Annotated in this window: 20 protein-coding genes and 2 pseudogenes; 5 read left to right on the top strand and 17 right to left on the bottom strand. The window is 35.6% G+C overall.

Annotated features, from left to right (window positions below):
- Window positions 1-107: 107 nt before the first annotated feature.
- Window positions 108-908, top strand: coding sequence for an NAD kinase (locus tag HF876_RS15375; protein ID WP_169360935.1), 801 nt, complete (start codon window positions 108-110; stop codon window positions 906-908).
- A gap of 7 nt (window positions 909-915) precedes the next feature.
- Here the strand turns inward: HF876_RS15375 and rarD are convergent, their stop codons facing one another.
- The 8 genes from rarD to ezrA all read right to left on the bottom strand — a co-directional run bounded on the left by rarD (window position 916) and on the right by ezrA (window position 9,159).
- Window positions 916-1,824 carry an EamA family transporter RarD gene (rarD, locus tag HF876_RS15370; protein ID WP_205964130.1) on the bottom strand — a complete coding sequence of 303 codons (909 nt, stop codon included), beginning with the start codon at window positions 1,822-1,824 and terminating at the stop codon, window positions 916-918.
- A gap of 117 nt (window positions 1,825-1,941) precedes the next feature.
- Window positions 1,942-2,076 carry a hypothetical protein gene (locus HF876_RS19185; protein WP_277347135.1) on the bottom strand — a complete coding sequence of 45 codons (135 nt, stop codon included), beginning with the start codon at window positions 2,074-2,076 and terminating at the stop codon, window positions 1,942-1,944.
- A 5-nt stretch (window positions 2,077-2,081) separates the two neighbouring features.
- Window positions 2,082-2,498 (bottom strand): 2'-5' RNA ligase family protein, encoded by a 417-nt coding sequence (locus tag HF876_RS15365; protein WP_240949790.1) that lies wholly within the window; start codon window positions 2,496-2,498, stop codon window positions 2,082-2,084.
- A gap of 502 nt (window positions 2,499-3,000) precedes the next feature.
- Window positions 3,001-4,581 carry an acyl-CoA synthetase MbcS gene (mbcS, locus tag HF876_RS15360; RefSeq protein WP_169360934.1) on the bottom strand — a complete coding sequence of 527 codons (1,581 nt, stop codon included), beginning with the start codon at window positions 4,579-4,581 and terminating at the stop codon, window positions 3,001-3,003.
- A gap of 164 nt (window positions 4,582-4,745) precedes the next feature.
- Window positions 4,746-4,949 carry an alpha/beta-type small acid-soluble spore protein gene (locus HF876_RS15355; protein WP_169360933.1) on the bottom strand — a complete coding sequence of 68 codons (204 nt, stop codon included), beginning with the start codon at window positions 4,947-4,949 and terminating at the stop codon, window positions 4,746-4,748.
- Window positions 4,950-5,031: 82 nt separating this feature from the next.
- The gene (thiI, locus tag HF876_RS15350) at window positions 5,032-6,234 is read right to left on the bottom strand and encodes a tRNA uracil 4-sulfurtransferase ThiI (protein ID WP_169360932.1); all 1,203 of its coding nucleotides are present in this window, start codon (window positions 6,232-6,234) and stop codon (window positions 5,032-5,034) included.
- A 5-nt stretch (window positions 6,235-6,239) separates the two neighbouring features.
- Entirely contained in the window at window positions 6,240-7,373 is a 1,134-nt protein-coding gene (locus HF876_RS15345) for a cysteine desulfurase family protein (RefSeq protein WP_169360931.1), read from the bottom strand.
- Window positions 7,374-7,458: 85 nt separating this feature from the next.
- Window positions 7,459-9,159, bottom strand: a complete 1,701-nt coding sequence (gene ezrA / locus HF876_RS15340) for a septation ring formation regulator EzrA (protein WP_169360930.1) — start codon at window positions 9,157-9,159, stop codon at window positions 7,459-7,461.
- A 156-nt stretch (window positions 9,160-9,315) separates the two neighbouring features.
- Here ezrA and hisJ point away from each other — a divergent pair, with 156 nt between their 5' ends.
- Both hisJ and HF876_RS15330 read left to right on the top strand, forming a co-directional pair.
- The gene (gene hisJ, locus HF876_RS15335; RefSeq protein ID WP_169360929.1) at window positions 9,316-10,113 is read left to right on the top strand and encodes a histidinol-phosphatase HisJ; all 798 of its coding nucleotides are present in this window, start codon (window positions 9,316-9,318) and stop codon (window positions 10,111-10,113) included.
- A 14-nt stretch (window positions 10,114-10,127) separates the two neighbouring features.
- On the top strand, window positions 10,128-10,607 hold the full coding sequence (locus HF876_RS15330; protein WP_169360928.1) for a GAF domain-containing protein: 480 nt from the start codon (window positions 10,128-10,130) through the stop codon (window positions 10,605-10,607).
- A 64-nt stretch (window positions 10,608-10,671) separates the two neighbouring features.
- On the opposite strand, the gene megL is transcribed toward HF876_RS15330, so the two are convergent.
- Both megL and HF876_RS15320 read right to left on the bottom strand, forming a co-directional pair.
- Entirely contained in the window at window positions 10,672-11,844 is a 1,173-nt protein-coding gene (gene megL / locus HF876_RS15325; RefSeq protein WP_169360954.1) for a methionine gamma-lyase, read from the bottom strand.
- A 90-nt stretch (window positions 11,845-11,934) separates the two neighbouring features.
- Window positions 11,935-13,794: a sensor domain-containing diguanylate cyclase gene (locus tag HF876_RS15320; RefSeq protein WP_169360927.1), complete on the bottom strand. Its 1,860-nt coding sequence runs from the start codon at window positions 13,792-13,794 to the stop codon at window positions 11,935-11,937.
- A gap of 370 nt (window positions 13,795-14,164) precedes the next feature.
- On the opposite strand from HF876_RS15320, the gene rpsD reads away from it, so the two are divergent.
- Window positions 14,165-14,767 (top strand): 30S ribosomal protein S4, encoded by a 603-nt coding sequence (gene rpsD / locus HF876_RS15315; protein WP_169360926.1) that lies wholly within the window; start codon window positions 14,165-14,167, stop codon window positions 14,765-14,767.
- A 447-nt stretch (window positions 14,768-15,214) separates the two neighbouring features.
- Here the strand turns inward: rpsD and HF876_RS15310 are convergent, their stop codons facing one another.
- From HF876_RS15310 to dnaN, 7 genes and pseudogenes are all read right to left on the bottom strand, one after another.
- Window positions 15,215-15,397: a hypothetical protein gene (locus HF876_RS15310; protein WP_169360925.1), complete on the bottom strand. Its 183-nt coding sequence runs from the start codon at window positions 15,395-15,397 to the stop codon at window positions 15,215-15,217.
- A gap of 895 nt (window positions 15,398-16,292) precedes the next feature.
- Window positions 16,293-16,535 (bottom strand): hypothetical protein, encoded by a 243-nt coding sequence (locus HF876_RS15305; RefSeq protein WP_169360924.1) that lies wholly within the window; start codon window positions 16,533-16,535, stop codon window positions 16,293-16,295.
- Window positions 16,536-16,892: 357 nt separating this feature from the next.
- Window positions 16,893-17,621: pseudogene (locus tag HF876_RS19300) on the bottom strand (transposase); the annotation flags it as partial.
- Between the two features lie 185 nt (window positions 17,622-17,806).
- Window positions 17,807-18,178, bottom strand: a complete 372-nt coding sequence (locus HF876_RS15295; protein ID WP_169360923.1) for a hypothetical protein — start codon at window positions 18,176-18,178, stop codon at window positions 17,807-17,809.
- A 22-nt stretch (window positions 18,179-18,200) separates the two neighbouring features.
- Window positions 18,201-18,587 (bottom strand): hypothetical protein, encoded by a 387-nt coding sequence (locus HF876_RS15290; RefSeq protein WP_346764093.1) that lies wholly within the window; start codon window positions 18,585-18,587, stop codon window positions 18,201-18,203.
- Window positions 18,523-20,055: pseudogene (locus tag HF876_RS15285) on the bottom strand (RHS repeat domain-containing protein); the annotation flags it as partial. The gene HF876_RS15290 and the pseudogene HF876_RS15285, both read right to left, overlap by 65 nt.
- A complete protein-coding gene (gene dnaN / locus HF876_RS15280; protein ID WP_169360921.1) occupies window positions 20,027-20,962 on the bottom strand; it encodes a DNA polymerase III subunit beta in 936 nt (311 codons plus the stop codon). The gene dnaN and the pseudogene HF876_RS15285, both read right to left, overlap by 29 nt.
- A 202-nt stretch (window positions 20,963-21,164) precedes the next feature.
- Between dnaN and HF876_RS15275 the strand changes: the two genes are divergently transcribed.
- Window positions 21,165-21,341 (top strand): hypothetical protein, encoded by a 177-nt coding sequence (locus HF876_RS15275; RefSeq protein ID WP_169360920.1) that lies wholly within the window; start codon window positions 21,165-21,167, stop codon window positions 21,339-21,341.
- Window positions 21,342-21,578 lie beyond the last annotated feature (237 nt).

Here is a 21,578-nt window from a genome sequence, read left to right as displayed (position 1 = left end):
TAAATGTTTCACTAAATGATAAAATAATAATACATAGACTAAAAGTACATGTAAACTTAATAGATTCTGTGCTTCGCAGTCTAAGCCCTATAAAAAGGAGCATGCTTATGACTTCAAGAAATAATATCTACCTATACACAAAGAATGACGCACACTCTCTAAAACGTAAAGAATCGATACAAAAAGTTATTCATCAGCATGGTTTTGTAGCAGTGGAAAATTTTGAAGAGGCTTCTATTATCGTTAGTATCGGTTCCGACGCGACCTTTTTACAGGCGGTAAGAAAAACTGGATTTAGACAAGATACGTTGTACGCGGGTATCTCGACTACTGACTCTTTAAATATGTACTGTGATTTTTTCGTTGATGACATAGAGAAAATGGCTGAAGCGGTATTAAAAGATAAGATTGTTGTACGTAAATACCCTGTTTTAGAGGTATCTGTTAATAGCAACCCAAAATTCTATTGTCTTAATGAGTTTACCATTCGTTCCAATATCATTAAATCTTTTGTTTTGGATATTTTTATTGATCACAAGCATTTTGAAACCTTTCGTGGGGATGGAATGGTTATTTCCACGCCGACTGGAAGCTCCGCCTATAATAAGTCATTAAACGGAGCTGTCGTAGATCCACTCTTACGCTGCATCCAAGTTGCCGAGATTGCATCCATGAATAGTAATGAATACCGAACTCTTGGGTCTCCCTTTATATTAAGCAGCGATCGAACACTTGAACTACGCCTTCAACAGGATTGGAATGATTATCCATCCATGAGTACAGATAACGAGGCGCTAAGTATTCAGCATGTAGATACTGTGGCCCTTTCCTTAAGCGATAAGGTAGTAAAGACGGTTAAATTAAAAAATAATAGCTATTGGGATAAGGTAAAACGTTCGTTCCTATAATTCCTACTTATACTATTAACATTTTCTTTCTTCTTAATTCGATTATTTTTGAAAAAGTAAATAGTAATAGAGCAGCCCATATGAATGAAAATGAAATAAACTCTATTTTGCTAAATTTCTCACCGTAAACAAAGATACCTATTAATAACATTAGTGTTGGTGCTATATATTGAATAAAACCTGACATATATAGAGGCATCGTTTTTGTTCCCTTTGCAAAAAGCACAAGCGGTACGGCAGTAGCGACTCCAGTAAGTACAAGTAGTATGGTTGTCGTGATATTACTTGAGAAAAATACTGCTTGATCTGATACAACCAGGTAGCTAAAGTAAGCTAATGCAACAGGGAGCACAAATAATGTCTCAATTGTCAGCCCTCTTAAAGGATCAATTGTGATTCTTTTCTTGATCAACCCATAAAATGCAAAGGTGCTTGCTAATAACATGGCAATCCATGGAACCACTCCGTAGGAGATTGTTAGTAAGACTACCCCCGTAGCGGCTATTAGAACGGAAATCTTTTGTGCCAAAGAAAGCTTTTCCTTCAAAAAGATTATGCCAAGTAGAACCGATAGTAATGGGTTGATATAATAGCCGAGGCTTGCTTGTACTATATAACCTTCGTTTACTGCAAATATGTATAAAAACCAGTTACCTGTCACTAAATAAGAGGCTAAAACAAGACTCCAAAATGACTTTTTGTCCTTCCATAAATTTTTTAGGTCTTCTCTTAAAACAGAAAATTTTCGACCTATTAGTACTAACATTAGCGTAAAGACAAATGACCATATTACTCGTCCAGATAATATTTCACCGCTAGCAACATGATCGAGGAGCTTCCAATAGATAGGCATGAACCCCCACCAAGCATATGCCAACACAACTACAATAATTCCTTGCTTTTCTTCTGCGTTCAAAATGACACCTTCTTTACATACTTTGACACTCGAAATAATAAAATCATTATATTACTTTATCTTACTAAAGTAAATGTCTGGATAAGTATTTGAAGGTATAATTCACAGACCTCAGATTTAAGATCCCTTGCTTAAAGGAACATCTAAATATTTTTCATATCTTTGCTCTTCAATATTTAGTTCATAAATTCTTATAAATTTCACTTCAAAATTAGGATAAGGCGTCAATTCTATATTTGCTAATTGTTCCATTTCTTTTACTTCTTTTTTTGACAGTCCAGTAGATATGCTTCCATCGACGTATTCTTCCCCAATGTTAAGTGGGGAAGAAATGCATTAAGTTCAAAGTACTTTTTTATTAAGTATTCTGAGGGTGAAATTTCTTGTACTATTTTTTGATGTAAATCGTGTAGATTACTTGAGTTAATGCTCAAATATAAAATGTTATCTCCAAAATACTTTGGTCTATTTATTGAAACTTGAAAAGGCTTGAAATTGTCACATACTCTCTGTACTTTGTCTATCCACTTCTTATCTGGATTTAATCCCCCTTGTGCCTTCAAAGTTATATGTGGTTCGACGCCTAATTTGTGAATCCATCTACTTTGAAACTGCTTAATTCGCAATAAATATTCTTCTGGAGGGACAATTCCTATGAAATACTCTACTTTCATTCTTCTACACCCCTTTTTTTTAGCTCACATAATTATAGCTAAATATTTTTAGTCTTCCAGATTGATATTCATGGAAGTTGTAAATAAACAATAAACTCTATCTTCAAGCCCATGTACTTTAATACTCCAAGTAATAATATGAATGGTGAAAATTTTAAAAAGTAGCTAGGGCATAATTAGCAATAAATTAAAAAACGTGAAATCAATGAACTTGATTTCACGTATTCACTACTTTTTAAAGCTAGCTTATCTCTTGTAAGAGATCTCTCCATTCTAGTTGTTTGGAGAGGAGGCGGCGACTCCTGGGGGAACAGCGCGAGCTGAAAGCCCCGCAGGAGCAAAGCGACGAGGAGATTGAAGCCGTGCCCCCGGAAAGCGTCCGCAGGAGCGGAAAACAACTACCGGAATTTAAATAGAAGCCCCGAAAAATTTACCAGGTCGTAAAATTTCGAGGCTTTTTATTTTTTCTATTACATTTTCCTTCATTAATAGTCAAACCACTCTATTTAGTCTTTACCAATTCCTTTTGTCTAAGCTCAATTCTTCTAATTTTCCCAGAGGTTGTCTTTGGAAGCTCAGATATAAATTCTATTTCTCTAGGGTACTTGTAAGGTGCAGTTAGCGATTTTACGTGGTCTTGAAGCTCCTTAACTAAATCGTCCGATACTTGCAGCGAAGGATCTCGTAGCACCACAAATGCTTTAACAATAGTCCCTCTTATTTCATCTGGACTACCGATGACTGCACATTCTTGTACTAGTGGATGCTTTGTTAAAGCGTCCTCAACCTCGAACGGTCCAATGGTATATCCAGAGCTAATGATTATATCGTCACCTCTACCTTCAAACCAGAAATAGCCGTCTTCGTCCTTTCTAGCTCTGTCTCCGGTAATATAATAATCTCCTCTAAACTGCATCGAGGTTCTTTCCGGATCTTTTAAATATTCCTTAAACAATGCAGGAGTTTCTACATGAACAGCAATGTCTCCTACTTCTTCTACGTCACATGGCTCTCCTTGGTCGTTGACGATTTCTACTTTGTTTCCAGGAGTAGGTTTACCCATAGAGCCTGGCTTAGCCTCCATCCCTTTCATCGTACCGACTAGCAATGTATTTTCGGTTTGGCCATATCCGTCTCTCACTTCTAGGTCAAATAATTTTCCAAACGTTTCTATAACCTCTCTATTCAATGGCTCACCAGCAGAAACAGCACTATGGAGACTAGATAAATTATAATCAGCTAATCCATCTACCTTTGCCATAATTCGGTATTCCGTAGGCGTGCAACATAGAACATTTACCTGTTGTTCTTGGATATTACGTAGATATACTTTTGCATCGAATTTGCCGTTATAAACGTATCCTGTTGCACCGCTTCCAAGCGTAGCTAAGAAAGGACTCCAAATCCATTTCTGCCAGCCTGGACTTGCTGTAGCCCATACAACGTCACCATCTTCAATTCCTAACCAGTTGGGAGCTGATGTCCGTAAGTGCGCAAAAGCCCAACCGTGTGTATGTACAACACCTTTAGGATTACCGGTTGTTCCACTTGTATAAGATAAGAAAGCCATGTCTTCTTTTAATGTTTCAATTGTAGAAAAATCCTCGCTTTCCTTTTCCATTTCATCTGTAAGAGATATCCATTGATTTTGACTTTGTCCAATGACAAATAGTAGTTTGTTTTCTAAATTGCTTACATCGTCATATTGGGAGAGGAACGGTTCAAAAGCTATGATTGCTTTTGCTTCACTATGGGTTAATCGATATTCAATATCCTTAGCTCTAAGCATCTCGGAGCTTGGGATTACTACTAATCCTGCTTTTAACGCTGCAATATATACTTCATATGCTTCGATCAGTCTAGGAACCATAATAAGAACGACATCGCCTTTTTTAAGGCCTTTGCTAGTAAATAAATTGGCAATTTTATTTGCTCGGAGGAGTAAATTTTTATAGGTGATTTGTTTCTTTTCCCCTTTATCAGATTCCCAAATAAGAGCTAACCTACTTTCATCCTTACTATACTTTTCAAACTCGCTTACTAGGTTATAGTGTGATGGTGCGATTAAATCCATTTTGTTCATGAATCATTTCCCCCTTCTTGTTCTAATATAAAGTATAGGGGATTTTTTCACTTTTTTATATAATAAATTTAATTTTTAGAAATTTTGTAATATATGCACCACGAAAAATGATGCATAAAATAGGAAAAAGCCGGCAGTTTCCTGCCGACTTCTTTTTTATATGATTAGCTGTTTGAACCGTTCATTTGTTGTTGAGCTTTTTGCACTAAACGCTTAGTAATTTCTCCGCCTACGGATCCGTTGGCACGCGCTGATGCATCTGCTCCAAGATTTACACCAAATTCTTGAGCGATTTCATATTTCATTTGATCAAGAGCTTGCTTTACACCAGGAACTAAAAGTTGGTTGCTGTTGTTGTTTGAAGACATTGTAATCACCTCCTTGTGAAATTAGAATGGTCGATTTCATTCTTTTTATGTACACAAGATATGAGGTATATTTTGCTATTTTTTACAATAGATCTTCAAAAGCATTTTCTTTTTTCTTTGGGAATGAAATCGTCTCTCTATTTTCAACTGCTTCTTTTATCAATTCATCAAAATCCTTAAAGCTTTCATAGTATTCCACTTTCTCTAGCTTCGGTTTAGTCTTTGGACAAGAAGGTGTGAAAATAGTACAGCAATCCTCATATGGAAGAATTGATGTGTCATAAGTCCCGATTTCCCGGGCAATATCTATAATATCTAGTTTATCCATTGATATTAACGGTCTAAAAATAGGTGTAGATGTCACTGCATTTATAGCTGTTAAGCTTTCAAGTGTTTGGCTTGCTACTTGACCTAAGCTTTCACCAGTCACAATTCCTAGTGCTCCAATTTCTTCGCGAACTAGATCTGCAATTTTCATCATAATTCTTCTAGTCGTAGTCATGGAAACATTTTCGGGAATTTGAGCCTGAATACTTTGTTGTATATCAGTGAAAGGTATGACATGAAGACGCACAGTTGCTCCAAAATGGCTTAACTGATTGGCAAGATCCATTACCTTTTCTTTTGATCGTTCGCTAGTAAATGGCGGACTATGAAAATGAATCGCATCTAATCTTACGCCACGCTTCATTAGCATATAACCAGCTACAGGACTATCAATTCCACCTGACAGCATCAATAAGGAACGACCATTAGATCCTAATGGCATTCCACCTGCACCAGGAATTACTTGAGCCATCATATATACAGCATCGGTCAAGACTTCGATACGTAAATCGATTTCAGGTTTTTTCATTTGAACCTTCAAGGCTGGATATTGTCTTAACACATGGCTAGCGATGGTAGTTTGTAGCTCATACGTATCCATTGGAAAGCGCTTGTCAGTACGTTTTACTGTAACTCGGAATGTTTTATCTTCCGTCTCAAGACTTTCCATGATCTCTAATGCTGTTTTTTTAATATCTTCTATATCTTGTGAACAAGAAGCAACCGGACTAAACGATTGAATACCAAAAATTTTAGGTAACCGTTTGATTAGCTCTTGGATTTCTTCATCATCCGTAGAAGTTAAAAACATGCGATCTCGCTCAGCATGTACCTTTATATTTGGTAAGTCCACAAAGGAAAACTTAATATTATTTCGTAAATGATTAATAAACTGTTTTCTGTTCTTACCCTTAGTTGAAAGTTCTCCGTACCTAACTAAAATTTTCTCCCATTTCATTGCATTTAATCTCCTTTTATAACATTCATCACTTCGGTGAATATTTTTTTAAATGTCTCTATTTCTTCCTCGGTCGTTAGAGGACTGATACTTAAACGGATAACACCCTTTATATAGTCATCTGATATATGCATCGCCTTTAACACGTGGCTTGTTTTTGTTTGTCTAGAAGAACAAGCACTACTAGTAGAGACAATGACATCTCTTTTTTGCAATGCATTGATTATAACCTCTCCCTTGATTTTTCGCACAGAAAAAGTAACGATATGGGGAGCACGATTCTCTGGAGAAATCATTTTAATACGTTCGAAGCCATGGAGAAACTGAACAAGCTCGTCAGTTAGATTTTTCATGTGTGTTGAATTTTTTTCCAAGCCAGTACTAGCAATTCTCATTGCTTTTGCTGTGCTTACTGCCAATGGAACTGGAGTTGTGCCACTTCTAATACCCGATTCTTGTCCTCCACCGAACAGTATAGGCTCTATTTCTCTTGTTTTTGAAAGTGCAAGTAAACCGGAGCCTTTTATTCCGTGAATTTTATGAGAAGAAATAGTTATTGCATCTATATCATACCGTTTAAAGTCTATCGATAATTTACCAAAGCTTTGTACTGCATCAACATGGATGACTGCCTTACTTTCTCTTCTCACAATTGTGCTCAATGCTTTAAGTGGCTGCACAGCACCCGTTTCATTATTAACATGCATAACACTCACTAGCATCGTTTCTGCGCGAATTAGTTTGGAAAACTCATTTAAATCAATTGTTCCGCTAGCATCGACCGGAATCCATTCCACCTCAAAACCCATATCAACCAATTGTTTAGCAGCTTCTATAATAGAAGGGTGTTCAATTTGAGAAATAAGTACGTGCTTTCCTCTAAATTTATATTTGTTTGCAAGTCCAAATATCGCTAAATTATTTGACTCCGTGCCACCAGACGTAAAGTATATTTTAGCACTAGCAGTGTGCATAATTTCTGCTATTTGTTCTCGCGCTGATTGTAATAACTGGTTTGTTTTATGACCAAATTCATGTATAGAGGATGGATTTGCCCAATATTTTTCGTTCACAGCGACAAAAGTATCCATTATTTCCGGTAATACTTTTGTTGTTGCGCTATTATCCAAATAAATCAAAGTATTCTCTCTCCTTCTTAGGAAAAAGACCACCATCACAAGTAGTGAGGTGGTCTACATTTCTATCTGTTTTTAAGATACCATGTTATGTACGCCAAGCTGCTTCTTTAATCATCATTTCGATTTTCTTTAAAGCTCCTGGTTCCACTTCTTCTACTGCAGTTGCCGCATCTTCCAATGCCTTAGCGTAGCGCAATTGTCTGAATGCTTCCTCTGCTTCGAGTAAACGTGCATGAACATTTGGATGCGACGCACGATAACGATTTCCATACTGAATAATTTTTTCAGTTAACTCAACATTTTCTAACATTTCTTTTGCTTTATGATGTACATCTTCCATGCATGCTTCTGCCTTTTCCAAATAACCATCGACCAATGTCATATTTAAAGGAACTTCCTGCAAGCTTTGCATAGCAACATAAATATGCTCTTCCGCTTCTTCTAATCGGACATCCATTTCTTCTGGGATACCTGGAATATTGGCTTTTTGAATCATACGATCCGTATCATGCAATAATATTTTTAAGTCATCTAGCTTTTCTCGAGCCTTGTTTTCGTCGATGCGAAGATTTTTTAAACGGTTTGCGAAGCGATCCTGCTCTTCGTATAATCGATCAATCTCTTCCGCAATTTCGTTTAGTTCTTCCTGAAGACTTGAATAGGCAGATTTTTCTTCCTCTACTCGGAGAGCAAGCATGCTAAATTTTTTATCTAGCTCCTCTAGCTCTTTTAGACAGCTCTGAGGTATTTCAGCTTCTTTTTCAGGTAAACGATAACTTTGCTGTACATATGTCGCTTCTTCATTGATCGCTCTAGTAGCTGTAGTTACTTCTCTCAAACGAATAGCTGTCTGGTCCTTGTAGCTATCTACGTACTTTTTAGCTATGACTTCTTTTTCCAATAGATCATAGAACGTTTCAATTTCTTCTTTTATCTCTCCCACACGAATCAATGGCTTAGCAACATCAAGACTAATAATAGAGGTCTTTAACTCTGCAAGCTCTGCTTCTAAATCATCTAGCTTTTTAGTCATTTCTAAATGCTGCAAGTAATAAGAACTAGCTTCCATTTCCTTTTGACCGTTTCGCAGCTCATGTATCGTAGCAGGGATTTTATGCTGAATCTCAGTAAGTAAAGTTGGAATTTCATGTATTTTATGAAAGAACTTTTGTCCTTCATCTTGTATGTTGATCACTATTTCTCTAGCGCTTAAGTAGTTACCAGTATCCGTTAGCTGGTCAAATTCCTCAAAGAGTGGTAAGAAGGATTCTAATTTAGCCTCTAGAGCAGGAGCTGCTTCGCCAAAAGAATATTGATGGGCTAACAATGTTTTTCTTGCTGAACGATGTTGGTCCTTAAGCTGTTCTATTTCTATGCGGTTTTTTTCCTCGCTACCGATTAGTTCCTCTAACTCTTTGATAATACCTGACATTTTCTCATCACAAGTAGATATCAAAGTTTGAAGTTCTTTTTCGATTTTGGTGGCCTTCATAAAAAGGAACTTATCTACATATTCTTCCGCATCAAACAAAAGAACGTCAATCTTAGGCATATGTACATCCATTACTTCGGTCCAATTATTGCGCCATCTTTCAAACATTTCTTCTGTTTGCCCATTCATATTTAGCTGTTTAACTTTAGTCATTTCCTCTAAAATAGGCTTGTTTTGAATTTGGTGCTTTTCATGCTCTAAGCGAGCTATTTCTGTTTGGTGTTTCTTTCGTATGATAAATGCAATGATTGCAATTACTAAAAGTACAATGACTGCTGGGATGATATACCTCATCGTAAGCCCCCTGTTCCTGTTCCAAAATCAAAAAGTGCGAATTGTATCTTACTATATATATTACCATGCTTTTTATGTTATTGTTTCATTAAATAAGAATAAACCTAAGAAATGTTAAAAAATAATGTAACTTTCTACAAAAGGAGCCCAACTGCTATGAAAAAAGATGGACATATACATACCCCTTACTGTCCTCATGGAACACTGGATAGTTTTAACCAGTATATTGAAAAGGCTATTCTAAATGGTTTTCAAGAAATCACTTTTACCGAGCATGCTCCGTTGCCTTCCAGCTTTATAGATCCCACGCCAGATAAAGATAGTGGTATGGATTTTCATCGCTTAGAGGCCTATTTAACGGAACTAAATCAGTTGAAAAAACAGTATAAACGAGATATTGTTATATCTACAGGCTTAGAGATTGATTATATTTCAGGTTTTGAATCAGAAACTACGGAGTTTTTAAACAACTATGGAAGTTATTTAGACGATTCCATTCTATCCGTACATTTTTTACTCGATCAAAATCAATATGTATGTATCGATTATTCTAAGGAAGTTTACCTGAGATTCGTCGAAAAACTTGGTAGTCCTATGTCTGTCTATAAATTGTATTACAAAACGTTGATGGATTCAATAACGAGCGACTTAGGAATATATAAGCCAAAACGGATTGGACATATTACACTTGTACATAAGTTTCAGCATGCACTTTCTGAAATTGTTGATGATCATGAAGACATCTTAGGTATATTAGTAGAAATGAGGAATAGATTGTTAGAGTTAGATGCAAATAGTGCAGGCTTTGCTAAGCCTTTTTGCAAAGAGAGCTATCCTCCAATTCCCTATATTTCTCTGGCAAAGGAATTAGGTATACCTATAGTTTTTGGATCAGATGCGCACCAAGCAAAAGATTTACACCAGTATTATAAATGTTTTAATAATATCTTGTAGATTGGAGAATGTATATGTTTCAAACAACTAACTATTCAACTGACTTGTCCGCTAGCTATTCATTATTGTGTAAACAGCTAGATGCTCTTTTAGAGGGCGAAACTAATGCAATTGCCAACTTAAGTAACGCCTCTGCTCTTTTAAACCAGTTCTTCGACAAAATTAATTGGGTTGGGTTTTACCTAGTCGAGGATGGTGGACTTGTGCTCGGACCATTCCAAGGTCTACCTGCTTGTGTTCGTATTTCACTTGGTAAAGGCGTATGTGGTACAGCAGCGGAAACACAGGAAACAATAATCGTACCTGATGTTCATGCATTTCCTGGTCATATAGCTTGTGATGCCGCTTCGCAATCAGAAATTGTTGTTCCTATTGTAAGAGAGGGTAAACTTCTCGGAGTTTTAGATATTGATAGCCCTATAAAAGATCGATTTACTGCTGAGGATGGAAAAGGACTAGAACAGTTCGTAGAGGTCCTTATTAAGCATATATAACTTCTAGTTAACTAGATTGAAAGAGGATGTGATGACTTCTGTCATTTCATCCTCTTTCGTTTTTTTACAATTTATCTAAGGCTTGCTCTAAATCTCTAATAATGTCTTCTGAGTTTTCAAGACCAACTGACAGTCTTAGTAATCCATCGGTTATACCCATAGCAATTCTCTCTTTGCTAGGTACTACAGAGTGGGTCATAGTTGCTGGATGTTGGATTAGTGTCTCGGCATCACCTAGGCTTACTGCGATTTTAATGAGCGAAAGAGCATTCATAAGCTGCTGGGCTTTTTCCTTACCACCCTTAATAGCAAAGGAAATTAGTCCTCCCCCGTTTTTCATTTGCCTTTTTGCTACCTCGTACTGAGGATTTTTTTGATCGAAAGGATAATAAATGGACTCAATAGAAGGATGGGACTCTAAAAATGAAAATACTTTTTCTGCGTTACTAGAATGTCTATCCATTCTGACATGTAACGTCTTTAACCCTCTAATTAACAGCCACGCATCAAATGGTGATATGATACCGCCAAAGTCCTTCTGAACAGTCGAACGAATTATGTCCATTTGTTCTTTTTCCTTGCCTACTAGAATCCCAGCTATCACATCTCCATGACCGTTAATATACTTCGTGGCACTATGCAGTACGAAGTTTGCTCCTAAGTCTAACGGATTTTGTAGATATGGAGAACAGAAAGTATTATCCACCACTACCGGAATATTATGTTTCTGTGCAATTTTGACGATTAATGCGATATCTACAATTTCCATCGTTGGATTGATCGGTGTTTCCACGTAAATACATGTCGTATTTGGTTTAATAGCTGCCTCAATTTCTTCTTCGGTTGACAACTTTTCCAAGCTATGCGAAATATTATATTTTTCCTCCATTATGTTCAGTAACCCAAATGTACAACCATAAATTCCTCTTGTGCATAAGATATGGTCACCAGCTTTAGTCAAATATACTAGGATTGTACTTACTGCGGCCATCCCCGACCCAAAAGCAAGCGCACCCTCTCCATTTTCTATCGCTGCCATTCTTTGCTCTAGCACTTGGACAGTCGGATTACCTAACCGGGAATAGATCCCTCCCGCTTCCTCTCCTGCAAACCGTTTCGCACCTTGCTCTGCATTTTCAAATGCAAATGTAGAAGTTTGATAGAGCGGAACCGCTAAACTGTCATGATGATTCTCAGTAGCATACCCTTGATGAATAAGTGTTGTTTCTTTTTCCATTGATGATTTTCCCAAAATCGTGCACCCCTTTTGTAAACGCTTTCAAATATAGTGTACACATATTTCCAAAAAAAGAAAAGGCAACTCATCTTAATGACAAGTTACCTCGTAAATACATAGCTGGTTTTTTCCATTATTTTTCGCTTCATATAGTGCAATATCTGCATGATGAAACAAATTATGAAAGTCTGCATCCCCTCTTTTACTCCACCCAGATAAACCAACAGAAACGGTCACCCCTGGATTTGTATAAATAGGGATTATCTCTAAGAGGTCGGCACAAATTCTTTCACCTTCCTCCACAGACATCTGGGGAAAATATAGAGCCAGCTCTTCTCCACCCCATCTTGCACCTATTCCTACTTGTTCTACTTTTTTATCAATAACCGTTGCAATTTGTTTAAGAATACTGTCTCCTACCTGATGTCCATGAGTGTCATTCACTTGTTTAAAGTTATCGATATCCATTAGTACGAAGATCCCACTAGTATCATTAATCATAGATTCCTCTACGTATCTATCTAAATAGCTTCTTGCATAGAGATTCGTCAGGTGGTCACGATCAACCATTTCTTGTAATTTATTGCGCAGCGCGGAATTAGTAAGGGCCAAGGAGGAATGCTGTATTAAGGATTGCATTAATTTGAAGCTATCGAAGGAAAAATAGTATGGATCGCTGTGCAATACTATGCTAAACCCAGTAATATTTTCTTGTTCTCTTAAAGGAATTGCCACAAGAGATCGATATGCAACGTTCGTATTACTTAGTCGATTGAAATCAGCCACAAACAGCGAATCCTTAAGCTTTTTAAATTGGTTTCCTACATGTTGAATATACATTTGGCCTTCTAATGTGTAAAAATAATCAGAGCTAGCTACACTGATCGAGTATTCATCATCCTCTATAAATACAAAACAAACATGCTCTGGCTGAAATGATTTCATTAGTTGATTTTTTAAGAATATGACCATGTCTTCTTGCGATAAATTCATATTCAATTTATGAGTCGTCTCATTGATTAATTGTAAGTCACCAACTAAACGGTGAGATTGAATAAACAACTTAGCATTTTCTAGGGCGTTTCCAGCAGTAGCAGCAAGCATCTTCATAAATTCCTTCTGCCTGATTGAAAACAGATAATCCATCGGGGTAGATACTTGTAGGATACCGTAGATCCCCTGCTTCCCCTTTATTGGTATATTTAATAGTTTCATCTTCGAATTTTCTACTAAATCTGAAGTTATTTCTCCGGATACGTACGCTTCAACCGTACTAGGTCTCTCCGAGGTATAATCAAATAATTTATATGGAACAGAAGTTTTACGATCTTGATCGTTAGAGAGAATCAATGTATTGTCAAAGTCAGGAAAAGCATCCTGAACAGCCAATAATGTTCCTTTTAAGATTTGATCTACCTCAAGTGTAGAATGGAACATTTTTGTCACGTTAAAAAGATTTCTGTATTGGTGCTCCTGTTCTGTTAAGAAGATAGACTTTCTAACCATTCTTACTAATTTGCTAATGATTAGTATAAATTCATTTACTTCAGATGTCTTCGCGAATTTCTCCCATTTCTCTGTTGCTTCCATTACTAACATCCCAAGAATCTCATGATCCTCACTTCTAAACAAAATAGAAACTTCACCACACTGTTTTTCTCCTTTTCTTATAAAAGGAATCTCTGCATAGTCTTTTTCATAGAAGAAACCTTCTATTTCTATCCATCTAATGGCTTCTCTTTTTTTAATGAGTGAGTGATTCCAATTCAGTTGAATGAAAGTATGGGCATCCTGTTTATAATAGGTGGCAAACCTAACGTCAAAAAACTCAGCCAACAATACTTTGAGTTCTTCAAACCAATTAATCTCACTGTCTTGACTGAAAGTATAATCGGTCCATAAGTCAAAAACTCTGCCTTTAAATTTTGTTAAGTCTATATCGTTTGCCATCTATTACACCTCTTAGCTTTCGGAGAGAAATTATGATACTTTTATCCCAATACCCTTATAATTCAATTTGACTATAAAATTTCCGTTTTGTCAATATATTCAATTTCCCAAAATAGCTATAATATTAATTAACTAATGTATATGATTGACTTTCAACAGTGCACGAGATACAATAGTCTTTGTGTAAAATAAATGCAGCAGTTGTATGGATTAGATTGTTCATTTTGTTCCTCTATTTAAAATAGATGGTGTATCCCGTAACCCTCGGCTGCTAGGGCGATGATACATGAAAACGAAATGGCTGCTAGTCTGAATGCATCTGGTTCTTATTTTACAACAAAATAAAACCAATACAAAGGAGGAGTCATTCATGGCTCGCTATACAGGTCCAGCATGGAAATTATCACGTCGTCTTGGTATCTCACTAAGTGGTACTGGTAAAGAATTAGAAAAACGCCCATACGCACCAGGACAACACGGTCCTAACCAACGTAAAAAATTAACTGAGTACGGTCTTCAATTACAAGAAAAACAAAAACTTCGTCACACTTATGGTGTTAACGAACGTCAATTCCGTACTTTGTTTGATAAAGCTGGTAAAATGCAAGGTAAACATGGTGAAAACTTCATGATCCTTCTTGAAACTCGCCTTGATAACATTGTATACCGTTTAGGTCTTGCTCGCACTCGTCGTGGAGCTCGTCAATTAGTTAACCATGGTCATATCATGGTTGACGGTAAACGCGTTGATATTCCTTCATACCGTTTAAAACCAGGTCAAGAAATTTCACTTCGTGAAAAATCTCAAAACCTAGATGTTGTAAACGAATCTATGGAAGTTAATAACTTCGTACCAGAATACCTTACATTTGACGCAGACAACAAAGTTGGTACTTTCGTTCGCCTTCCAGAGCGTAGCGAATTATCAGCTGAAATCAACGAATCTCTAATCGTTGAGTTCTACTCTCGTTAATCTAATTGCTCTGCAAAGAGTAATATTAAAAGCCTTAGAAACCTTTATAACAAAGGGTTTCAGGGCTTTTTTCTTTTTCTCTATAATGCAAGATAAAGCATATAAAAGAAAGTAATTGGGGCTAGTTTGGGGCTAAAAAATATATGGCGGCGTAAGTACAGGAATGTGTAAGTGAAATTAGGAGCCTCCAGTACAATTTTCTTTTTTAAAGTTGACGTCTAATCATGATTGTATAACTAAAAGTGCCTAACTCAAGGCATTTTCTCATTTAAGTATTCTAATCTAAGAATAGAATTATCTAAAATAATTAGGAGCCAAGGACTATGAACAAAGATTATTAATTATTTCTTCACCCTTCTACGGAATTCGGGTCTTTGTTATTCAATCTCTTTGACTGAATAATGTATTTCATTACTTCAAGAACCTTATTCATACTAACAAATTTCATTAAAGTACTTTCTCATGCTTGTGAACCCCAATGGTACGTTCTCTTCCCTCTATTTCAAGAATAGATTCTGTAAAAGACTTTTTTAATGAACGATTTGCTTCTAGACTAGGATAGTTAGCATAAACCTCTGTGATATAACGTGCCACAAAAATTTCTTGATATGACGAAAATAGAATAGTCATATTCAACCCGCTATTAATTTTGTCAAAGTTGGGAACACACAATCGTTTTCCACTTCCAAGTCAGAAGAACCCTTCCCCTTAATACCTTTTCATATTCTTCATACCCATTCACTTTTCCTAAACGACCTGCTTCTTGACAATCAGGAAAAGCAATTTCATAAGCCCTTTTCTTTTGGAAAATTAGTCGGATAGCCCAAAAAAGTTATATATACTAATAGTCCAAAGACCTTTGTTATTCATCACCGCTAGCGAACCTCAACGACTTATCGTTAACAAGTTTGCGGCAATGGCAATAACGAGTATATTAACAGAAATAATTGAAGAAGATACAATTTCATCTCATATGACTGTTTTTCACGCAAAGAAAAATAATATGAGATGTATACCTATTAAAAGCAGCAACTAAACACGGTTACTGGTAGAGAAATTTAATCCATCCAAAATTTCATAGATAATTTTTCACATATAAAAACACCTTCTATTCTACACTTTTAATTAATGTATAGATTCGTAGGTGTTTTATATGTCTTAATATTTCAGGTTAGTCTCCTTGTAATTCGACCATTGTGCTGCTCTTGTATTCTTTATAGTTTTATCCTATGTTTTTCAATAATTTATTTACTACTTCTAATCCGTACCGATAGAAATTCTCCTCCATTTTTTAAATCCAATTTACTCCAATTCGTTTATTACTAATTTTAACAGGAAATATCGCTGTTTCTAACCTACTAAATTATGGTGATTCGCTCAACAAAATATTGGTATTGTACGTACTAAATAATTTGTAAAAACATAATATAAGGCTTATGAGCACTATGTCAAAAGCGCGGCTTATTCGGCACCTAGCCTAGAAAAAATCCCTGAGAAAGAATTTTCTTTCTCAGGGATTAATGAGTTAAAGCACTGATATCTCTGTTACTTCACTCCATATTAATCGAATATTTTTGGAGTCCAGTATACCCTTTTCTAATACTTCTTCACTATCATTATATTTTTGAACTGTATCTATATCATTATATTTAGTCAAAAACCACCCATTTTCATTTCTACTAATAGAATACTTTTCACCTCTATATGAAAATTCCACTTCGTGCCCTAAAGACAAGTCATCCACTAAATCTTTATACGTATAATTCATAATAAATTAACCTCCCACTCTCTATTTCCAAGGTCCTCTTGGTGTTTATCTTACTCCAATCCCAATCATGTTCATAGGGTACCTTAGGATGTTCTTCAGGATTTCCATGGTCCGTAAAGTCTATATCTTTTTTAACATTCCCATTCTTATCATAATATTTACGTTGAATTAAATTACCCTTCTCATCATCCCTATCCATCGATGAATTTGATTTTTGTCCTTTACCTGGTAGTTTATTTTTTGTAGTTGTAGAAAGGTATTTACTCTTAGGATAACTAGTATTACCTTTACCCTTAGGAATATCTAAAAATGTATTTTATGAAAGGTGGCAGTTTTTTTAACCGCCAACCATATTGGTTAAATAGCCATTGTTTTAGGTTGATCTGGCATGATATAAGCCGTTTTATTTTTCATCATACCATAGATTATTCTGACTAATCTTCTCATAATGCAAAGTAAGGCTTGTGACTTTGATTTTCCCTCTTTTAGTTTCTGATTGTAGTAAGCGTAAAAGACAGGATTACAAGGAATTTTACTGCCTTTACATACTTGTTCTTGTTGGACAGCTAAGTTGTAAAAGGATCGTATAGCTTTCGATTGCCTTGCTTTGTTTTCTTTTCTTTATCTTTTCGTTTCCTTACCGCCCGAACCCATTTTAATAGGGGCTATTCCTGCATACCTTGCTAGTTTGTCAGGGTTAGCGAACAGATGAATGTCACTGATTTCTGCAATCAAAGCTGATGAAGTAACCGTATCAATCCCTGGCATGGTATCAAGCTGAATACCTAATGTCTGAATGGTCACCTTTAACTCTTTATCCACCTTCTTGATTTCCTGCTTTTTAAAACGGATATCTCGCACTATGCTTTGAATGATAAAGTCTCTTGTTGTCTGAAATTCTCGTTTTATCTCACCGTCTGCTTGAACAAGAGATAGTATCTGTTCTGCTTTCCTAGTGGAACAAGCGTTACTACTCGCTTCTAATAGAAATGCTCTCAATCGCTCTACTGTTTCCCCCTCCAAATGAAATGGAGAAGGATAGCTTTCCCAATAGGCTAAAGCAGTTTTCCCATCCACTTCTGTAAAACATCATGTAGGGATTACAAAGATTACCTTTATTCTCTAGATAAAAAACGGTTCAATCGGCACTGGATAGACACACAAAAAAGAAACCTTGAAAGGCATAAATTCTGCCAATCAAGGTTTTAAAGGTTGATTATATCAAAAGCTGTCTTGAGTATAAAATAGTTAATATAAAACTACTAAATAGTTTACATATTCTCAATTTCATCATTAACTTTTTTAATTTGTTTTATCATCTCATCCATTATGTTTTGGTCAAAAACCCCATCTTTATCTCCTGATAAAAAAAACAATTTTAACCAATAGGCATTATCCTCAGTAAATGTTTCAATTGCTTTCCAAATGTTCTCTTTGGTCAGTGTTCTCACAATGACATCAGGTGGACTTGCTGGTATATAATCTAAACCTTCTTTATCCATGTACCAATAGTAATTGCTTGGTGTAGTGACTACCATGGTATAAGTCATTCCATCTTCCATCGTTACAAACACATCAATGTTATCGTTATTTTTATCTATTGTATCAAAATAAGCTGGAAACTCTATATCTCTAATCTTCAATATTATTCTCTCCTTTCTAAGGTTATTTTCCGTATAGTTGTTTTAATACTTTTATTACCGTACCTTGATTTTTTTTGTTAGACTTGGCGAGTATTTCAACGCCACCATTTATATTTCTAAAATAAACTCTAGCTCCATTCTTACTTCTTAGCTCATGTATTCCTCCAAATCCGAGAGAATTATTTCCTATTCCTGGGTTAGAGTTCCCTTGCTGTAATTTAGCTACTAAATTATTAGCTTCTTTTTGAATAAGTGTATCTTTACCCATTTCCTCAGCAGCTTTTACTAACCTAGAGTCTTTTTTTATAGATGAGATTATTCTAACATTAGCTGTACCCTTAACCTTAATTAACCTTAACAGGACCAATATATTTTTTAGATATACTCCAAGGTATCCCTCCACCTCCACCAACTCCTCCTTGATGCAATTGTTTCATGCCATCTGGATCTGTATACTTAATAGGATTGTTAGAGACGTATGTGTACCCATTTTGTGTAAGTATATCATCACTATCCCCGGGATCAGGATCTTGTGATAAAAATACGCCAGATTCTGGCTGATAGTATCTAGCTATCAAGTAATATAATCCTGTTTCTTTGTCATACAGGTAGCCAGCATAACGATAAGGATTGTCCTTCACTTGGTCTGTTTCATCAAATTCTAATACATTCCCCCATGCATCGTATTTATAGGTAGCCACTATTTCACTATTCCGATTAGTTAAAGCTATAACATCTCCGTGGGCATTATAATGATAGAAGAAAGTTTGCACTCCCTTCTTCATCGAAAGCAACTGACCATTTTCTGAATACGTGTAAGAACGTATGACATTGTTTTTCTCATCTGTTTCATAAAGAACGTTGATACTGTCCCCATTATAATGGTAGTTGGTAACAACTTCATTAGCATTTTTCTGAATTCGTCTTCCACTCTCATCGTACTGATATGTGACAAACGGAGTAGATTCTCCTATATTTGTAACAGAAATAAGCTCATCTGCATTGTTCCATTCATAGATATACTGTCCATCTATTACTCGGTTGCCGTTGGTATCATAAGTAATGGTCTCATCATCAAATTGCGTTAATTGGTTGGCTATATTATATATTGCAATTTTATTTGTAGTTTGTCCATTATTTGTAATGGTTATTTTCTTTCTGTTTCCAAAGCCATCATAGGCGTATTCATTGACCTGTCCATTTCTTAAAGATTCTTTTATCAATTGTTCTTGGTCATCGTAATCATATGATATAAATGAATCATCAAGATAGTCTATTTTTGTACGGTTTCCATTCGAGTCATAAGAGTAGTCTTCCATTAAAATTTTTTTTCCGTCTGCTGTTCCAATGGTAAGGTTGCTTACTAGTCCCCGATCATCGAAGTTAAAAGTTGACCCTGCCCCGTTAGCTGATGTGAATGTTTGAACATTTCCTTTCTCATTATAGCCAAAATGGTAAGTGCCATCTCCCGTGGTAACAAGTGTATTTTGATCCAACTGGTTATATTCGTATTTATTTGTTTGCGTAAAGGCTCCATGTGAAAAGATGAAACTATCTAACTTATCGGTTTTGGCTAGATAGTTCCACTGCTGGTGCCCTTCCCGATCCTTCAAGTCTTTGACTCGGTTAGAGGAATCAAATGCTCTAGATTTCTGCCTTGCTTCCTTTACATACATAACGGACTCTTCATTTCCATTTAAATCATACTTAAAGTTAAAATACTCTTCATTATTATAGAAAATACTTTTAACTCTATTTACACCGTCATAAGTCCACGAAATAGCGTTTCCTCTAGGTAAAATTGTTTTCGTTAGGTTTTTGTTAGTATCATATTCATTGATAGTCACATCATTTAATGAACCTGTTGTTTTGGTCAGATTGTCCATTAATTTTTATTTTTGAACCATTCATTATTTCAAGATGAACATTGTTATTCTTCCATTCACTTGCAAAAAGGCAAGCTCTATCTATCCCCTGTAATAACTGTTTGGTATTAAGAGTAATTATCGTGTTCGAATTACTTGGAAATAATCCGTCGACGTTAGGATAATTGCCATCGATCAATCTAGAAAATAGAGAAATTGTATTTGTTTTAAATGTCATATACCGTTCTGATATAAAAATATGTATTACACTATCTTCATTACTTATTATTTTGGCTAGTTCATTCAAACTTGTTCCTGGTACGTTGAAAGACCCCTCTATATTTGATTTTATTTCAACATCTCTTAAAGCCAAACGTTGGGAATTGGTTGCTACACACTTTAATCGCTGAGCTTTAAACGACATATTCACTCCGGTTAAGACAGGCCTAGACTCACTCTTTGAAACTGCAAACACAGTTTGTTTAATAATTTCCAGTAATTCAACACTTGGAATTTTAATATATTTATCCTCATCGATTTTAGGGAGGATAGGGTAATCGTCTGCATGAAACCCGTATAATTTAGTTACAATGTCATCGGATTGAATGGTTACTACTTGTTTCTCATCTACTTTTATATGTATTTTTCCAGGTAGCTTCTTAACAATTTCACTTAAGTATTTTGCTGAAACTACAACACTCCCTGGTATACACACTTCCAGCACTTTTACTCCATCATTCATCAAAGGGATAATTGTCTCAATAACAATATCAGAATTACTGCCCACTAGCGTTAAGCCACTTTCATCAGCAGTAATCTTAATACCTGTAAGAATAGGAAAAGGCGTTTTGGAAGTCACTGCTCTATTAACATCTGAAATTGCTTTACTAAAAAAATCATTATCAATTATAAATTCCATCAAAAGGTCCACCTCGTTTTAATTATAAGTATTCCTAATTCGACAAACTCCTTCCCAATCCCTACCTCAAACTTTTCTATCCTTTTATTAATAAATGTCTTTGTGTTATACATAAGGTAGTATTGTTGATGAAATGTTACACTAAAACTAATGTCACAGTTAGTGGATAAAATTATTTTTTTTAAACAAAAGAGGGGTAAATATGATTTGGCTAATAGTTCTTCTTATTCTTTTTATTATTATCGCTTTTGCTCTCCTAGTTGAAAGGAGAAATAAGAAAATTAATAACAATAACCAGAATCCAATAAATCCAAATGCAAAACCAGGGGAAAGCTCTAATCATACGATGGGAGATAATAGATATTCAAATGTTGAATAACTCAATTACACTTAAATCAGTGGAATTGTCACATAACGTGCTCTCGGAAGGTCACCTCGTAGCGTAGATTAAATTTTCTAGCATAGTCTCTATTTTAAAATTCCATTTTTTCTAGTAAGACATCTCCCCTCCCCATTCTTATTGGTTGGAGAGGAGGCGACGACTCCCTCTTAAAATGTAGTCGTACCAATGGTTTCATTACGTATTTTAAAGTGAAAAAAATTTTTTTAACTCGTC

The organism is Psychrobacillus sp. BL-248-WT-3 (genome assembly GCF_012843435.1).
Taxonomy (GTDB): Bacteria; Bacillota; Bacilli; order Bacillales_A; family Planococcaceae; genus Psychrobacillus.
Note: the sequence above shows the minus strand (reverse complement) of the source record. Positions and strands in the feature narration are given on the sequence as shown.

Coding starts and splice junctions, on each gene's coding strand:
- megL (WP_169360954.1), bottom strand. CDS start 11,844: ATGGAAAAAGAAACAACACTTATTCATCAAGGGTATGCTACTGAGAAT.
- dnaN (WP_169360921.1), bottom strand. CDS start 20,962: ATGGAATTTATAATTGATAATGATTTTTTTAGTAAAGCAATTTCAGAT.
- HF876_RS15355 (WP_169360933.1), bottom strand. CDS start 4,949: ATGTCTTCAAACAACAACAGCAACCAACTTTTAGTTCCTGGTGTAAAG.
- HF876_RS19185 (WP_277347135.1), bottom strand. CDS start 2,076: ATGGAACAATTAGCAAATATAGAATTGACGCCTTATCCTAATTTTGAA.
- hisJ (WP_169360929.1), top strand. CDS start 9,316: ATGAAAAAAGATGGACATATACATACCCCTTACTGTCCTCATGGAACA.
- mbcS (WP_169360934.1), bottom strand. CDS start 4,581: ATGAACAAAATGGATTTAATCGCACCATCACACTATAACCTAGTAAGC.
- HF876_RS15275 (WP_169360920.1), top strand. CDS start 21,165: ATGATTTGGCTAATAGTTCTTCTTATTCTTTTTATTATTATCGCTTTT.
- ezrA (WP_169360930.1), bottom strand. CDS start 9,159: ATGAGGTATATCATCCCAGCAGTCATTGTACTTTTAGTAATTGCAATC.
- HF876_RS15330 (WP_169360928.1), top strand. CDS start 10,128: ATGTTTCAAACAACTAACTATTCAACTGACTTGTCCGCTAGCTATTCA.
- HF876_RS15305 (WP_169360924.1), bottom strand. CDS start 16,535: ATGAATTATACGTATAAAGATTTAGTGGATGACTTGTCTTTAGGGCAC.
- HF876_RS15365 (WP_240949790.1), bottom strand. CDS start 2,498: ATGAAAGTAGAGTATTTCATAGGAATTGTCCCTCCAGAAGAATATTTA.
- HF876_RS15310 (WP_169360925.1), bottom strand. CDS start 15,397: ATGACTATTCTATTTTCGTCATATCAAGAAATTTTTGTGGCACGTTAT.
- rpsD (WP_169360926.1), top strand. CDS start 14,165: ATGGCTCGCTATACAGGTCCAGCATGGAAATTATCACGTCGTCTTGGT.
- HF876_RS15320 (WP_169360927.1), bottom strand. CDS start 13,794: ATGGCAAACGATATAGACTTAACAAAATTTAAAGGCAGAGTTTTTGAC.
- HF876_RS15375 (WP_169360935.1), top strand. CDS start 108: ATGACTTCAAGAAATAATATCTACCTATACACAAAGAATGACGCACAC.
- thiI (WP_169360932.1), bottom strand. CDS start 6,234: ATGAAATGGGAGAAAATTTTAGTTAGGTACGGAGAACTTTCAACTAAG.